The following is a 15,238-nucleotide window of genomic DNA, read 5'->3' on the forward strand; positions in this document are numbered from 1 at the left end:
GTGCGCAACGGCAAGCCATTCCGGCGGATCGTTCGTGTGGCGGAGAGATCGAACTTGCCTGATGTAGCCCGCCACGGCCGAGTCAACCAACCAGGTTGATCACCAGGTTGATCGTGCACGCGATGATCACGGTGCCGTAGATGTAACTGAACAGGCAGTGCCGGAGAACTTCAGCCCGGATGCCAGATGTGGTGACGCTGGTGTCGGACACCTGGTAGGTCATGCCAAGGTTGAACGAGAAGTAGAAGAAGTCGCTGTATTGCGGTGCGGCATCGGAATTGAAGTCGATGCCACCGGGCACACCGTCGTAGTAGAGCCGGGCGTATCGCGCTGCGTACATGGTGTGCAGCAACGACCACACCATCAATATCGCGGCCAGGGACATACCGGCATAAGCGGCCTTGTCCGCGTCGTTGGCGGACCTCAGAAGAATTCCGATGGCCGTGAGGCTTGCGGTCAGTATCAGGAGCAGCACAACGTCGCCGATCTCGTCGTTGACGTCAGCTTGCCCTGCATGCGCCTGTGTCCTCGCTGGATTCATCCGCCACAGCGCCGTGAACGCCCACAGAACGTAGAGGGCCGCAGTGACGATGACGACCAACAGCAAGCCCACCGGCCAGCGATCGGAAAGTAACCCCGTGACGACGCCGATAGCGACGCCGATGGCCAAGCTGAGGCGGAACCATTTGGCGCCTGAGATTGTCTTCACCGCACCTATGTTCCTGCGCTATGGCCGATCGGGATGGTATTTGCACGCTAACCCGTCATGCTCCGGGTGAGCTGGTTGATGGTGGCATCGGCAGTCAGGTAGCCCGTGTGCGTGCCGGTCACCTGGATGTCGGCGTTGTATAGGATCGACGCCTCAGTTGCAGTGGTGTCGGTGGATTCGGTTCCGTTGAGGGTCTCTCCGACCGCGTTGACGTAGTTGGTGTAGGTGACGGTGCGGATGGCCTTCGTCGCGTCGGTCGGGTCCGAGCCAACCGGGCCCGAGCAACCGCCGCTGCGGGCCGCTCCTGACCAGCGGCTCCAGTTGCTGAGCATTTCCTGACAGCGGACGCTATGCATGGACCGCAACTGCGGTCCATCATGGCCTTATACACAAATAAACCTGAGGATCGCCGGCATATTGACGTCATTGCAGATTCATCGCCAATCAGGAAGGATCGGCCAATGGCGGACGTCGCCGTGGCGCAACGCCGCCTACGGTGACCCGCCGCCGCTAAGGGGAAGGGGTGTCACCAAGTGAGCGTCATCGCAGGTGTGTTTGGTGCGCTGCCCCCATATCGCTATTCCCAGCGCGAACTCACCGACTTTTTCATCAGCATTCCCGAATTCGAGGGTTACGAAGAGATAGTTCGTCAGCTGCACGCCAGCGCCAAGGTCAACAGTCGCCACTTCACTTTGCCACTGGACGAGTACCCGAGCCTGACTGACTTCGGCGCAGCGAACCGCCTCTACATCGACAAAGCGGTGGAGCTTGGCTGTGAGGCGCTGGCAGGTGCGCTCGACGAGGCGGGTTTGCGGCCCCGAGACCTCGATCTGCTGATCACCACCACGGTGACTGGCCTGGCAATCCCGTCGGTGGATGCCCGGATCGCCGGTCGGCTCGGCTTGCGTGACGATGTGCGGCGCGTGCCGCTGTTCGGCCTGGGCTGTGTGGCCGGAGCGGCGGGGACAGGCCGCTTGAACGACTATCTGCGCGGCGCTCCGGACACCGTCGGCGCGCTGCTCGCCGTCGAGCTCTGCTCATTGACCTATCCGGCATACAAGCCGACTCCCGCCGGGCTGGTCGGCAGCGCTCTCTTTGCTGACGGGGCGGCCGCGGTGGTGGCCGTCGGCGAGCGGCGCGCGGAAATGATCGGTGCCGCGGGCCCGGACATCATCGATTCGCGCAGCCACCTTTACCCAGACTCATTGCGCACCATGGGTTACGACATCGGCGCTACCGGGTTCGAGTTGGTGCTGTCGAAAGAGGTGGCGACCCTGGTCGAGCAATACATCGAAGATGATGTCACCGGCTTTTTGGGCGCACATGGGTTGACCACCGCCGACATCGGCGCCTGGGTGAGTCACCCCGGTGGGCCCAAGGTCATCGACGCGATCAACGCGAGCCTGAACCTGCCGCCGGAGGCACTTGAGCTGACCCGCCGCTCATTGGGCGAGATCGGCAACCTGTCGTCGGCCTCGGTGCTGCACATCCTGCGTGACACCATCGCCAAAAAGCCGCCCAGTGGAAGCCCGGGTCTGATGCTCGCGATGGGGCCTGGCTTCTGCTCCGAACTCGTCTTGCTGCGTTGGCACTGATGCCAGCGTGTGGACTGTCCCGACGTTCCGTAGATCTCGCTTGGACCGGATGAGAAGTGCAGGTTCGCCGGCTCGCGTGAGTAGTACGAAAGGCCCGGTCGTATGAGTGGCATACACGATGAGCTCGGCAAGGCCCTGAGCAAGTCACAGGCGGAAAACCAACGGCTGCAACAGGAGAACCGCGAGTATCTCGCATTGACCACCGAGCCGCTGGCGGTGGTGGGAATGGCGTGCCGGTATCCGGGCGGGGTGGATTCGCCGGAAGCCCTGTGGCAGATGGTTGCCGACGGTCGCGATGTGGTGTGCGATTTTCCATCAGACCGCGGCTGGGATCTGGCCGGCCTGTTCGATCCCGACCCGGACGCGATTGGCAAGTCTTACACCCGGCACGGCGGGTTCTTGCCGGACGTCGCCGATTTCGACGCGGCCTTCTTCGGCATCGCACCCAGTGAGGCACTGACGATGGACCCGCAGCAGCGCCTGCTGCTGGAAGTTGGGTGGGAGGCGTTCGAGCGGGCCGGGATTGATCCGTTGACGCTGCACGGTTCGGCCACGGGTGTGTTCGCCGGCATCTTCCATGGAACGTACGGGGGGCAGGGCCGGGTGCCCGCGGACCTGGAGAAGTACGGACTGCGCGGTTCGACGTTGAGCGTGGCATCGGGGCGGGTGTCGTACACGCTCGGGTTGGAAGGCCCGGCGGTGTCGGTGGATACAGCGTGCTCGTCGTCATTGGTGGCGTTGCATTTGGCGGCCCAGTCGCTGCGGTCGCGGGAATGTGATCGGGCGCTGGTCTGCGGAGTGACGGTGATGGCCACTCCGGCAATGTTTGTCGAGTTCAGTCGGCAGCGTGGGCTGGCCGCCGACGGCCGGTGCAAGGTGTACGGCGCATCAGACGGAACCAGCTTTTCCGAGGGCGTGGGGGCGCTGGTGCTGGAGCGGCTGTCCGATGCGCAGCGGTCGGGGCATCCTGTGTTGGCGGTGGTGCGAGGCTCGGCGCTCAATCAGGACGGCGCCTCAGACGGGTTGGCCACTCCACATGGGCCGGCCCAAGAGCGCTTGATCCAAGCGGCACTGGCGAATTCGCGACTTACCGCTGCGGACGTGGATCTGGTGGAGGGCCACGGCACGGGAACCACGTTGGGTGATCCCATTGAGGCCCAAGCGATTCTGGCTACCTACGGACAGGACCGGCCGGCGGATCGTCCGGTCTGGTTGGGGTCGGTGAAATCGAACTTCGGTCATGCCTCGGCAGCGGCGGGGATAGCCGGGGTGATCAAGGTTGTGCAGGCAATGCGCCACGAGGTGATGCCCAAGACCTTGCATGTGGATGCGCCGACATCGGAGGTCGACTGGTCGACTGGCGCGGTGTCGTTATTGACCGAGCCGCGGCCGTGGCCGTCAGGGGACCGGCCGCGGCGGGCCGGGGTGTCCGGATTCGGCATCGGCGGAACCAATGCCCACGTGATTCTGGAAGAGGCTCCGGCGCCGGAAAGTGTTGATGCATCTGGTGATAGCGCGACGTCGGCAGTCCCATGGGTGTTGTCTGCGCGATCCGCAGATGCCTTGGCCGGACAGGCGCAGCGGCTGTTGACGCACCTGGAGGCCCATCCGGACCTCGCCGTGGCCGATGTGGGGTGGTCGCTGGTGTCCACGCGATCGCTGTTCGACCAGCGTGCGGTGGTCGTCGGTAACGACCGCGAACAGCTGATGGCCGGCCTGGCTGGGCTGGCCGCGGGTGAGCCGGGCGCGAATGTCGTCGTGGGCCGCGCCGAGGCGGCAGGCAAGACGGTCTTCGTGTTCCCCGGCCAGGGTTCCCAGTGGGTCGGCATGGGTGCGCAATTGCTCGACGCATCAACGGTATTCGCTGATCACATGCAGCGGTGCGACAAGGCGCTCAGTGAGTATGTGGAATGGTCCTTGATCGACGTCATTCGAGGCGTATTGGGTAGCCCGGGGCTCGATCGGGTGGACGTGGTGCAACCGGTCCTGTGGGCGGTCATGGTGTCGCTGGCCGAATTATGGCGATCACTGGGGGTGGTCCCCGATGCGGTAATCGGTCATTCGCAGGGTGAGATAGCTGCGGCCTATGTGGCGGGCGGGCTGTCACTGGAGGACGCCGCGCGGGTGGTGGCCCAGCGTAGCCAGCTGTTGGTGCAGTTGTCCGGCGGTGGGGGCATGGTTTCGCTGGCGTGTGGCCTGCCGCGTGCGCAGGAATTGGTGGCCGAGTACGCGGATCGGCTGAGTATCGCTGCAGTCAACGGTGTATCAGCGGTGGTGGTCTCCGGTGAGGTGGCCGCCGTAGACGAATTGGTCCAGCGTTGTGAGGCCACCGATGTGCGGGCCCGCAGGATCGATGTCGACTATGCCTCGCACTCGGCGCAGGTCGATGCGATACACGACTCCCTTTCTGAGGCCCTGGCGGGCATCGAGCCCCGGTCATCATCGGTGGCTTTCTTCTCCACGGTCAGCGGTGAGCTGATGGACACCTCCGGCTTGAACGCCGACTACTGGTACCAGAGCATCCGGCAGACGGTGCAGTTCGAACGTGCTGTACGCAGCGCATACGACGCTGGGCACAGGGTGTTCATCGAGTCAAGTCCTCATCCGGTGTTGATCGCCGGCATCGAAGAGACTTGCGACACCCTGTCTGATCTGAATACTGCTCCGGCTGTGGTGATTCCATCGCTGGGTCGCGATGACGGTGGGCTGGACAGGTTCTGGCTGTCCGTGGGCCGCGCCCATGTCGCGGGCGTGCCGGTGGATTGGCAGGCAGCGTTAGAGGGCGGGCGTCAGGTCGAGTTGCCGACGTATGCATTTCAGCACCAGCGGTTCTGGTTGTCGCAACTGGGCGCGGGTGACGGCGATCTGGGCAGTATCGGTTTGGTGGGTGCCGAGCACGCCTTGCTCAGTGCTGTTGTAGCGCGACCGGATTCGGGTGGCGTGGTGCTGACCGGCCGGCTGTCGACGGTGGCTCAGCCCTGGCTGACCGATCACGCGGTGAGCGGGGTGGTGCTGTTCCCGGGTGCTGGGTTTGTCGAGTTGGTGTTGCGGGCCGGTGACGAGGTCGGTTGTTCGGTGGTGGACGAGCTGACATTGTCGTCGCCACTGCTGCTACCGGCGGCCGACGGGGTGCAGATCCAGGTCGTGGTAGGTGCTGCCGATGATTCCGGTTGCCGGGCGGTTTCAGTGTATTCGCTTGGAGCTGAAGCTGATTCGGAATGGTTGCTGCATGCCGAGGGTTCGTTGAGCACGGCGTCTGCCGCGCCGGCCGCTGACCTGTCGGTGTGGCCGCCGTTGGGGGCGACGGCGGTGGACGTCACCAATGCTTATGAGCGGCTGGCGGGCCGGGGCTACGAATACGGTCCGGCATTTCGAGGGCTGCAGTCGATGTGGCGCCTCGGCGACGAGGTTTTCGCCGAAGTTGCCGTCCCCGAGGTCGCCGGAGTAAACATCAGCGGTTTCGGGATTCACCCGGTGCTGGTTGACGCGGCGTTGCATGCGATGGGGCTGGCCGGCGAAGGGGCCGAGACACTGCTGCCCTTCTCGTGGCAGGGCGTGTGCCTGCATGCGGCAGGTGCGTTGCGGGCGCGAGTCCGGATTGCCCCGGTAGGGGTCGGGGCGGTGTCGGTAGACCTGGCCGATGGCATGGGCCTGCCGATTTTGTCGGTGCGGGAGCTGGTGGTTCGTCCGGTCTCGGCAGCGCAACTGTCGGCGGCTACTCCACGTGCTTCCGGTGGGCTGTTGGACGTCGTGTGGTCGCCGATAGCGTTGCTCCCCAACGCTATTGCCGACGATAGCGTGCTGGTCTGGGAGCCAAGCCCCGGCGCCGACGTTGTGCTGGGTTCGGTGTACTCGGCCACCCACGAGGCGTTGGGGGCGTTGCAGTCGTATTTGGCCGGTGACGATTCCGGTGTTCTGGTGGTGCTGACTCGCGGGGCAGTCGGGCTGCCCGGTGAGGATGTCACGGATTTGGCGGGGTCGGCGGTGTGGGGGTTGGTGCGGTCCGCGCAGGCAGAAAATCCGGGGCGGCTGATCCTGATTGACTCCGATGGGTCGTTGGAGGTTTCTCAGGTAATCGGTTGTGGTGAGCCGCAATTGGTGGTGCGTTCCGGCGTCGCCCACGCCGCGCGGCTGCTGCCGGGCGGCTCTGCGCTCGAACTGCCGGCTTCCGGGGCATGGCAGATCTGCGCGGGCGGTGGGGGCACGCTCGAGGACCTGGTCGTGCGACCCCGCGACCACGTAGAACTAGCGGCCGGGCAGGTACGCCTGGCGGTGGCGGCGGTGGCCGTGAATTTCCGGGATGTGTTGGTGGCGTTGGGGATGTACCCCGGCGCCGCCGAACTGGGCGTCGATGGCGCCGGCATGGTTGTCGAGGTCGGTCCCGGGGTCGAGGGGCTGGCGGTGGGCGATGCCGTGCTGGGCTCGGTCGGAATGGTCGGTTCTGAGGCGGTGGTGGATGCGCGGTACCTGACCAAGGTTCCCGCGGGCTGGTCGTATGCGCAGGCCGCCAGCGTGCCGGTGGTGTTTCTGACCGCGTGGTACGGGCTGTCATTCCTGGCGAATCTCAAGGCTGGCGAGAAGGTCCTGGTGCATGCTGCCACCGGTGGGGTGGGCATGGCCGCAGTGCAGCTGTGTCGGCATTGGGGTGCTGAGGTTTTCGCCACCGCCAGTCGTGGTAAGTGGGACACGTTACGGGCCATGGGCTTTGACGATGCCCATATCGCCGATTCGAGGACACTCGAGTTTGAGGAGAAGTTTCTGGCGGCGACCGGCGGGGCCGGGGTTGATGTGGTGCTCAACTCGTTGGCCGGTGAGTTCCTGGATGCTTCGTTGCGGTTGTTGGTCAACGGCGGACGATTCGTCGAGATGGGTAAGACCGACCTGCGTGACCCAGAGGTCATGGCAGCCGAACATCCGGCAGTGCAGTACTGCGTATTCGATCTGATCGCCGATGCGGGGCCGGTCGGCGTCGCAGCTATGTTCGCTGAGTTGATGCCGCTCTTTGCGGCTGGCGTATTGGAGCCGTTGCCGGTCAAGACTTTTGACGTACGTGCCGCTTCGGCGGCATACCGGTTCGTCAGTCAGGCCCGGCAGCTCGGCAAAGTTGTACTGACCCTCCCCGAAGGACCCGGGGGTGCCGTACTCGCAGGGTCCGGCGGTGGACTGGCTGGTGGCAGTGTGATCGTCACCGGGGGCACCGGTATGGCTGGTTCTGCCATCGCGACCCATCTGGTGGCCAAATATGGTGTGGCGCATGTGGTGTTGGTGAGCCGCCGCGGCGGCGATGCCGAGGGCGTTCCTGATTTGGTGGGTCGTCTCGAAGAGGCCGGGGCCCAGGTGTCGGTGGTGGCCTGTGATGTGGCCGATCGTGATGCAGTCCGCGAGCTGATCGCGCAGGTGCCGACGCAGTATCCGCTCAAGGGTGTGTTTCATGCCGCCGGAGTGCTCGATGACGGACTGATCGGATCGTTGACCCCGGAGCGGGTGGATACGGTGTTGCGGGCCAAAGTCGATGGCGCCTGGAACCTGCATGAGCTGACCCAGCACCTGGATTTGTCTGCGTTCGTACTGTTTTCCTCCATGGCCGGCACGTTGGGAACCCCGGGTCAGGGAAACTATGCAGCCGCCAACTGTTTTCTCGACGGGTTGGCCACCCATCGGCGCGCCCTCGGTTTGCCCGGGTTGGCGGTGGCGTGGGGGCTGTGGGAGCAAGCCAGCGCAATGACCCAACACCTTGCCGATACCGACAAGGCCCGGATGAGTCGCCTTGGACTGGCGCCTTTTTCCGTCGAACAGGCTCTGCGGTTGTTCGACACCGCGATGCTCAGCGACAGGCCGGTGCTGGTGGCTGCCCGCCTCGATTCCGCTGCGCTGGCCGATCGCGATACCGCCGTGCCTGTTCTGCTGAGCCAATTGGTTACCCGCCGCGCCCGCCGCGTCATCGACGAAACCGGCAGTGCGGAGGCTTCGAAGACCAGCCTCGTCACACGGCTGCAAGGCCTGTCCACCGAGGAGCGGCACAGCGAGCTCATCGACATCATCCGTCGCAATGCCGCCGTCGTTCTCGGCCTTCCGAACGCCGGAGACATCAACGCCCGCAGCGTCTTCAAGGATCTAGGCTTCGACTCCCTGACCGCGGTAGAACTGCGTAACCGGCTCAAAACCGCTACCGGACTTACTCTTTCGCCCACGTTGATCTTCGATTTCCCGACTCCCGTAGTGCTGGCCGAACACCTCGACAGTCGGTTGGGGGCTACCGGCGCCGATACTGCCACCGACCCAGAGCGGCCGAGTCTGATGCCCCGATTCAACGACATCACCCGTGAACTGCAAACACTGCTGAGCCAACCCGACTGGAAGGCCGACGACAAGCCGCACCTGGTCGCCCGGATTCAGGCCCTGCTGACCACCCTCAGCGCCAACCTCGATCCCCACGACTCCCAGCACCCCGACGACGAGGACATCCACACCGCCACCGAAAGCGAACTCTTCGCCATCCTCGATGAAGAATTGGGTTCGTAGGACCTCTCAAGGAGCAAAATTGTCGAGCACCGACAAGCACGTCGAGTACCTCAAGCGTCTCACCGCCGATCTGAGACGCACTCGTCGGCGTGTGTCGGAGCTGGAAGGCAAACTGTCCGAGCCGGTCGCGGTGGTCGGCATGGCATGTCGGTTTCCGGGCGGGGTGGACTCCCCGGAGAGCCTGTGGGACATGGTGATTGAAGGTCGCGACGCGGTGGCCGATTTTCCCGGCGATCGGGGCTGGGACGTGGCCGGCTTGTACGACCCGGACCCCGACGCCCCCGGGAAGATGTACGTCCGCCAGGGTTCGTTCCTGACCAACGCAGGCGATTTCGACGCCGGATTCTTCGGCATCGGGCCCAGCGAGGCACTGGCGATGGATCCACAGCAGCGGCTCATGTTGGAGCTGTCGTGGGAAGCCTTGGAGCGAGCGGGAATTGACCCGCTGCGCTTGCGAGGGTCGCAGACAGGAGTGTTTGCCGGCGTGATGCATTCGAGATACGGCGGCGAAGTGAAAGGCGAACTGGAGAGCTATGGGTTCACCGGCGTGACCCCAAGTGCGGCCTCAGGCCGGGTGTCGTACGTGCTGGGCTTGGAAGGCCCGGCGGTCTCGGTGGATACGGCATGTTCGTCGTCGTTGGTGGCGTTGCATCTGGCAGCGCAGTCCTTGCGGTCGGGGGAATGCGACCTGGCGCTGGTCGGCGGCGTGATGGTAATGGCCAGCCCCGCTGGATTTGTGGAGTTCAGCCGCCAGCGGGCGCTGGCTGCAGACGGTCGGTGCAAGGCGTATGCCGCCGGCGCCGACGGCACCGCCTGGTCGGAGGGCGGTGGAATCGTGGTGATGCAGCGCTTGGGGGACGCGCGGCGCCATGGGCACCAGGTGTTAGCGGTGGTGCGAGGCTCCGCGGTGAATCAAGATGGCGCTTCCAACGGACTGACCGCGCCAAATGGGCCGTCCCAGCAGCGGGTCATCCGGGCGGCGCTGGCGGGCGCGGGACTGACCGGAGCTGATATCGATGTCGTCGAAGGGCACGGGACTGGCACCGCGCTCGGGGATCCGATTGAGGCGCAAGCGCTTTTAGCGACGTACGGTCAGGATAGGCCAGCGGACAAGCCGTTGTGGTTGGGGTCCGTCAAATCCAACTTCGGTCACACATCGGCTGCCGCGGGAGTGGCCGGGGTGATCAAAATGATCCAGGCCATACAACACGGCGTAATGCCACCGACTTTGAACGTGGATGCGCCTACGCCGCATGTGGATTGGTCTGCGGGGGCGGTGTCGTTGTTGACGGAGGCGCGGGCGTGGCCGGAAGGGGATGGCCCGCGTCGGGCAGGTGTGTCGTCGTTCGGGATCAGCGGGACCAACGCACACGTGATTTTGGAGCAAGCTCCGCCGACCGCGCCGGAAGATGTTGTGCCTGAACGCGATGACGTGGTGGAAGAGTCCGCGACCGCCTGGGTGTTGTCCGCTCGCTCGGAGCAGGCACTGACCAATCAGGCCGAGCGGTTGCTCACGTACCTGGCTACTCAGGACGATCCGAGTCCGCTGGACGTGGGTTGGTCGTTGGTGACCACCCGGTCAGTCTTTGAGCATCGAGCCGCGCTGGTGGGCACCGGTCGTAAGGAGCTGACGGCGCAACTGGCCGGATTGGCCGCTCGTGAGCCGGGTGCGGTGGTGGGACGCACCCGACCAGTAGGTAAGACGGTGTTTGTATTTCCTGGCCAAGGCTCTCAGCGACTGGGAATGGGCCGACAGCTCTATGAGCGTTTTCCATTGTTCGCCAAGGCATTTGACGAGGCAGTGGCTGCATTGGATCCGCATCTGCGGCTGCCACTGCGGCAGGTAATGTGGGGTAGCGACGAAATACTGCTGGAAAGTACCGAGTTCGCGCAACCGGCGTTGTTCGCCGTGGAGGTCGCCCTGGCGGCGCTGTTGCAACACTGGCGGGTGCTGCCGGATGTCGTGACGGGTCATTCAGTAGGCGAGATCGCAGCAGCCTACGTGGCGGGAGTGCTGACGCTGGAGGATGCGGCCACAGTGGTTGCAGCGCGCGGGCGATTGATGGCGGCATTACCGCCTGGCGGGGCGATGGTAGCTGTCGCGGCCACCGAAGACGAAGTGGCGCCCTTGCTTACCACCGGCGTGAGTATCGCGGCGGTCAACGGTCCCGACGCAGTGGTGATTTCGGGTGCCGACGCGCCGGTGACCGCGCTGGCGGACCGGTTCGCGCAGCGGGCACGACGGGTGCATCGATTGTCGGTGTCACACGCATTTCACTCGGAGCTGATGGAACCCATGCTTGACGAGTTCTCCCGACTGGTAGCCGGTGTCTCGGCGGCTCCACCGCGGATTGCGTTGGTGTCCAACCTGACTGGCCAGCTGGCCGGTGCAGGGTATGGGACGCCCGGGTATTGGGTCGAACACGTACGGCAGCCGGTCCGGTTCGCAGCCGGGGTGCGCGCCGCCGAGTCGTCGGGAGCGGGCGTCTTTGTCGAGGTGGGGCCCAGTGGTGGTCTCACAGCGGCGGTGGCGCAATCGCTGACTGCTGAGCCGGCGGTGTCGGCGGTGACGCTGGCCAAGGATCGCCCGGAAGTCGAGTCGTTGCTTGGCGGGCTGGGCCAGTTGTTCATCAACGGCGTAGACGTTGACTGGCCCGCCGCGCTGGGGCGTGGACGCCGCGTCGACTTGCCGACGTACGGGTTTGCCCGGCAGCACTTTTGGCTGGATTCCCGGTCGGCGGGAGCGGCGGACGTGCAAGGTGTCGGATTGGTGCGGGCCGATCATCCGCTGCTGGGTGCGGTGGTGGAGCGGCCGGATTCGGGCGGGGTGGTGCTGACGGGCTCATTGTCCGTGGGCCAGTCGCCCTGGTTGGCCGATCACGTCGTCAATGGGTTGCTGCTGTTTCCCGGCGCGGGATTCGTGGAGTTGGTGTTGCGGGCCGGCGACGAGGTCGGCTGCTCGGTGGTCGAAGAGCTGATGTTGCTGGCTCCGTTGGTGCTACCCGCGGCCGGTGGGGTGCAGGTACAAGTCGTGGTGGATGCCGCGGGCGAGTCGGGTTCGCGGAGCGTCTGGGTGTATTCCCGTGGTACAGAGCCGGATTCGGTGTGGGTGTTGCATGCCCAGGGTGCGTTGAGTCCAGCGCTGGTGAAGCCGGCGGCGGATTTGTCCGTGTGGCCGCCGGCTGGTGCGTCTGCGGTGGATACCGGCGACGCGTACGAGGTATTGGCGCGCCGGGGGTATGCGTATGGGAAGGCATTTCGGGGTCTGCGCACGTTGTGGCGACGGGGGAGCGAGGTCTTCGCCGAGGTGACCGTCGGGGAGGACGCGGCGGTAGCAGGGTTTGGCATTCACCCCGCCGTACTGGATGCGGCTTTGCATGCGTGGGGAGTCGCCGATGGTGGGGAAGGGACCATGCTGCCGTTTTCGTGGCGGGGGGTGTGCCTGCATGCCGCGGGCGCGTCTCACGTCCGGGTCCGCATAGCGCCGGCCGGCCCTGCGGCGGTGTCGGTAGACCTGGCGGATGCCGCGGGCTTGCCGGTCTTGTCGGTGCGAGAGTTGGCGGTTCGTCCGGTCTCGGCGCAGGCTCTGTCGGCCGCACTCGTCGCGGCTGCGGGTGGTGGCGGAGAACTTTTCCAGGTCTCGTGGTCGCCAATCACACTGGAGCACAATGATGTTGGCGACAACATCGAGGTGTGGAAGCCGGGCGGAGCCGACGGTGTGCTGGGCTCGGTGTATGCGGCCACGCATGAGGCATTGGCGGAACTGCAATCCAGGTTGCCCGGAAATGAGTCGCGTGTCCTGGTGGTGTTGACTTGCGGGGCGGTCGGGTTGCCAGGTGAGGACGTCACGGATTTGGCGGGCGCAGCGGTGTGGGGGCTGGTGCGGTCTGCGCAAGCGGAGCATCCGGGTCGGGTGGTGTTGGTTGATTCGGACGGGTCGATCGATGTGGCCACGGTAATCAGTTCTGGTGAGCCGCAATTGGTGGTGCGCTCAGGTGTGGTTCATGCGGCCCGATTGGCGAAGGCGGGGGCGGTATTGGGCCTGCCGGCAGGCGGATGGAGGATGTCCGCCGGAGGCGGGGGCACGTTAGACGACATTGTGGTGACCCCGGCTGCGCCGATAGAACTCGCTGCCGGGCAAGTGCGGGTGGCGACTGCCGCAGTGGGCGTGAATTTCCGGGATGTGTTGGTGGCGTTGGGGATGTATCCCGGCGCGGCCGAACTGGGAGCTGAGGGCGCCGGGGTGGTCGTCGAGGTCGGTCCCGGGGTCGAAGGTCTGGCCGTTGGCGACTCGGTGCTGGGGCTGTTAGGGGTCGTGGGCTCCGAGGCAGTGGTGGATGCGCGGTTGGTGACCAAGGTGCCTGCGGGGTGGTCGTACGCGCAGGCCGCCAGCGTGCCGGTGGTGTTCTTGACCGCGATGTACGGCTTGTCGGTGCTGGCCAATCTCAAGGCTGGCGAGAAGGTCCTGGTGCATGCCGCGACCGGTGGGGTGGGCATGGCCGCAGTGCAGCTGTGCCGGCATTGGGGTGCTGAGGTTTTCGCCACCGCCAGCCGAGGCAAGTGGGACACGTTGCGGGCCATGGGCTTTGACGATGCCCATATCGCCGATTCGAGGACACTGGAATTCGAGGAGAAGTTTCTGGCGGCGACCGGCGGGGCCGGGGTTGATGTGGTACTCAACTCGTTGGCCGGTGAGTTCCTCGACGCTTCGTTGCGGTTGTTGGTCAACGGCGGCCGTTTTATCGAGATGGGTAAGACCGACCTGCGCGACCCCGACGCGGTCGCGGCCGAACATCAGGGGGTGAGGTATCGGGCGTTCGATCTGATGGAGGCCGGCCCGGAGCATCTCGCTGCCATGCTGGCCGACTTGATGGGGTTGTTTGCCGACGGCGTCTTGGAGCCGTTGCCGGTCAAAGCTTTTGACGTGCGCGCTGCCCCGGCGGCGTACCGCTTTGTCAGTCAGGCGCGGCAGATCGGCAAGGTCGTACTGACCCTGCCAGAAGGGCCCGGTAGCACGGTGCTGGCTGGGGCCGGTGGTGGGCTGGCCGGCGGCAGCGTGATCGTCACCGGCGGCACCGGTATGGCCGGTTCTGCAATCGCCGCCCATCTGGTGGCCAAATATGGTGTGGCGCATGTGGTGCTGGTGAGCCGCCGCGGTGCCGATGCCGAGGGCGTTCCTGATTTGGTGGGTCGTCTCGAAGAGGCCGGGGCCCAGGTGTCGGTGGTGGCTTGTGATGTGGCCGATCGTGATGCGGTCGCCGCGCTGATCGCCCAACTACCGGCGCAGTATCCGCTCAAAGGCGTGTTTCATGCCGCCGGAGTTCTCGATGACGGACTGATCGGGTCATTGACCCCGGAGCGGGTGGATACGGTGTTGCGGGCCAAGGTCGACGGGGCCTGGAATCTGCATGAGCTGACCCAGCACTTGGATTTGTCTGCGTTCGTACTGTTTTCGTCCATGGCCGGCATCGTCGGTGCGCCGGGACAGGGCAATTACGCTGCGGCCAACAACTTCCTCGACGCGTTGGCTGCCCACCGCCGCGCCCAGGGTCTGGCCGGGTTGGCGCTCGCCTGGGGGTTGTGGGAACAGTCCAGCGCAATGACGCGCGGGCTCGGCGGTGGCGACAAGGCCCGGATAAGCCGAGCTGGACTCGCACCGCTGTCCACGCCCCGAGCGATGCAGCTGTTCGACGACGCGTCTCTTGCCGATCGCCCAGTTCTGGTGGCCGCCCGCCTCGACCTGGCAGGGCTGAGCACAAGCGGCGTCGTTCCGCCATTGCTGGGTGACTTGGTGACTCGCCAGGGAAGGCGGCTGGCCACCGATACCGATAGCGCGGCGTCGTTGTCGGGGTTGGTTGCACAGCTGCGGGGGCTGACGCCTGACCAGCGGCATAAGCGCCTGGCGGAACTGGTATGTACCAACGCCGCAACCGTTTTGGGGCGCTCCAGCGGCGATGTTGGTGCTGACGCGGAGTTCCAAGATCTCGGATTCGACTCGTTGACCGCCGTGGAGCTGCGCAACCGACTCAAAACGGTTACCGGCCTTACCCTTTCGCCTGTCGCGATCTTCGACCACCCAACTCCCACCGCGCTGGCCGAACACATCGACGAGCTGCTGGACTCCGCACCCATCGCGACGGACACATCTAGCAGCGAGCCTGATCGGTTGGCACGTTTCAACGACATCGCCCGCGAACTGCAGATGCTGGTCAATCAACCCGACTGGACTCGCGACGACAGAGCCCACTTCTCGGACCGTCTTCAGACCCTCCTGACCGGCATCACCGCCGCACCTGCGGTCCCCGACTCGGCTCTCAGCTTTGACGACGACATCACCACCGCAACCGACAGCCAGCTTTTCGCCATTCTCGATGAGGACTTTCCGGTATGACCGCACTGAACCACATAGGCT

At 65.1% G+C, this 15,238-nt stretch carries 5 protein-coding genes; 3 read left to right on the plus strand and 2 right to left on the minus strand.

The window, feature by feature from the left end:
* Positions 1–82 precede the first annotated feature (82 nt).
* Positions 83–700, minus strand: coding sequence for a DUF1345 domain-containing protein (locus M2432_RS10290; RefSeq protein ID WP_280826729.1), 618 nt, complete (start codon positions 698–700; stop codon positions 83–85).
* 56 nt (positions 701–756) lie between these two features.
* Positions 757–1,041, minus strand: a complete 285-nt coding sequence (locus tag M2432_RS10295) for a hypothetical protein (RefSeq protein ID WP_280826691.1) — start codon at positions 1,039–1,041, stop codon at positions 757–759.
* A gap of 201 nt (positions 1,042–1,242) precedes the next feature.
* Here M2432_RS10295 and M2432_RS10300 point away from each other — a divergent pair, with 201 nt between their 5' ends.
* From M2432_RS10300 to M2432_RS10310, 3 genes are all read left to right on the plus strand, one after another.
* A complete protein-coding gene (locus M2432_RS10300; protein WP_280826692.1) occupies positions 1,243–2,304 on the plus strand; it encodes a type III polyketide synthase in 1,062 nt (353 codons plus the stop codon).
* 102 nt (positions 2,305–2,406) lie between these two features.
* Complete coding sequence (locus tag M2432_RS10305; protein ID WP_280826693.1) at positions 2,407–8,826, plus strand: type I polyketide synthase; 6,420 nt, start codon at positions 2,407–2,409, stop codon at positions 8,824–8,826.
* A gap of 19 nt (positions 8,827–8,845) precedes the next feature.
* The gene (locus M2432_RS10310; RefSeq protein WP_280826694.1) at positions 8,846–15,217 is read left to right on the plus strand and encodes a type I polyketide synthase; all 6,372 of its coding nucleotides are present in this window, start codon (positions 8,846–8,848) and stop codon (positions 15,215–15,217) included.
* The last annotated feature ends 21 nt before the right edge of the window (positions 15,218–15,238 follow it).

The organism is Mycobacterium sp. OTB74, assembly GCF_029892685.1.
Classification (GTDB): domain Bacteria; phylum Actinomycetota; class Actinomycetes; order Mycobacteriales; family Mycobacteriaceae; genus Mycobacterium.

What these genes read in the sequence shown, in the direction of transcription:
- M2432_RS10295 (WP_280826691.1), bottom strand. Translation starts at nt 1,041, where the DNA reads ATGCTCAGCAACTGGAGCCGCTGGTCAGGAGCGGCCCGCAGCGGCGGT.
- M2432_RS10305 (WP_280826693.1), top strand. Translation starts at nt 2,407, where the DNA reads ATGAGTGGCATACACGATGAGCTCGGCAAGGCCCTGAGCAAGTCACAG.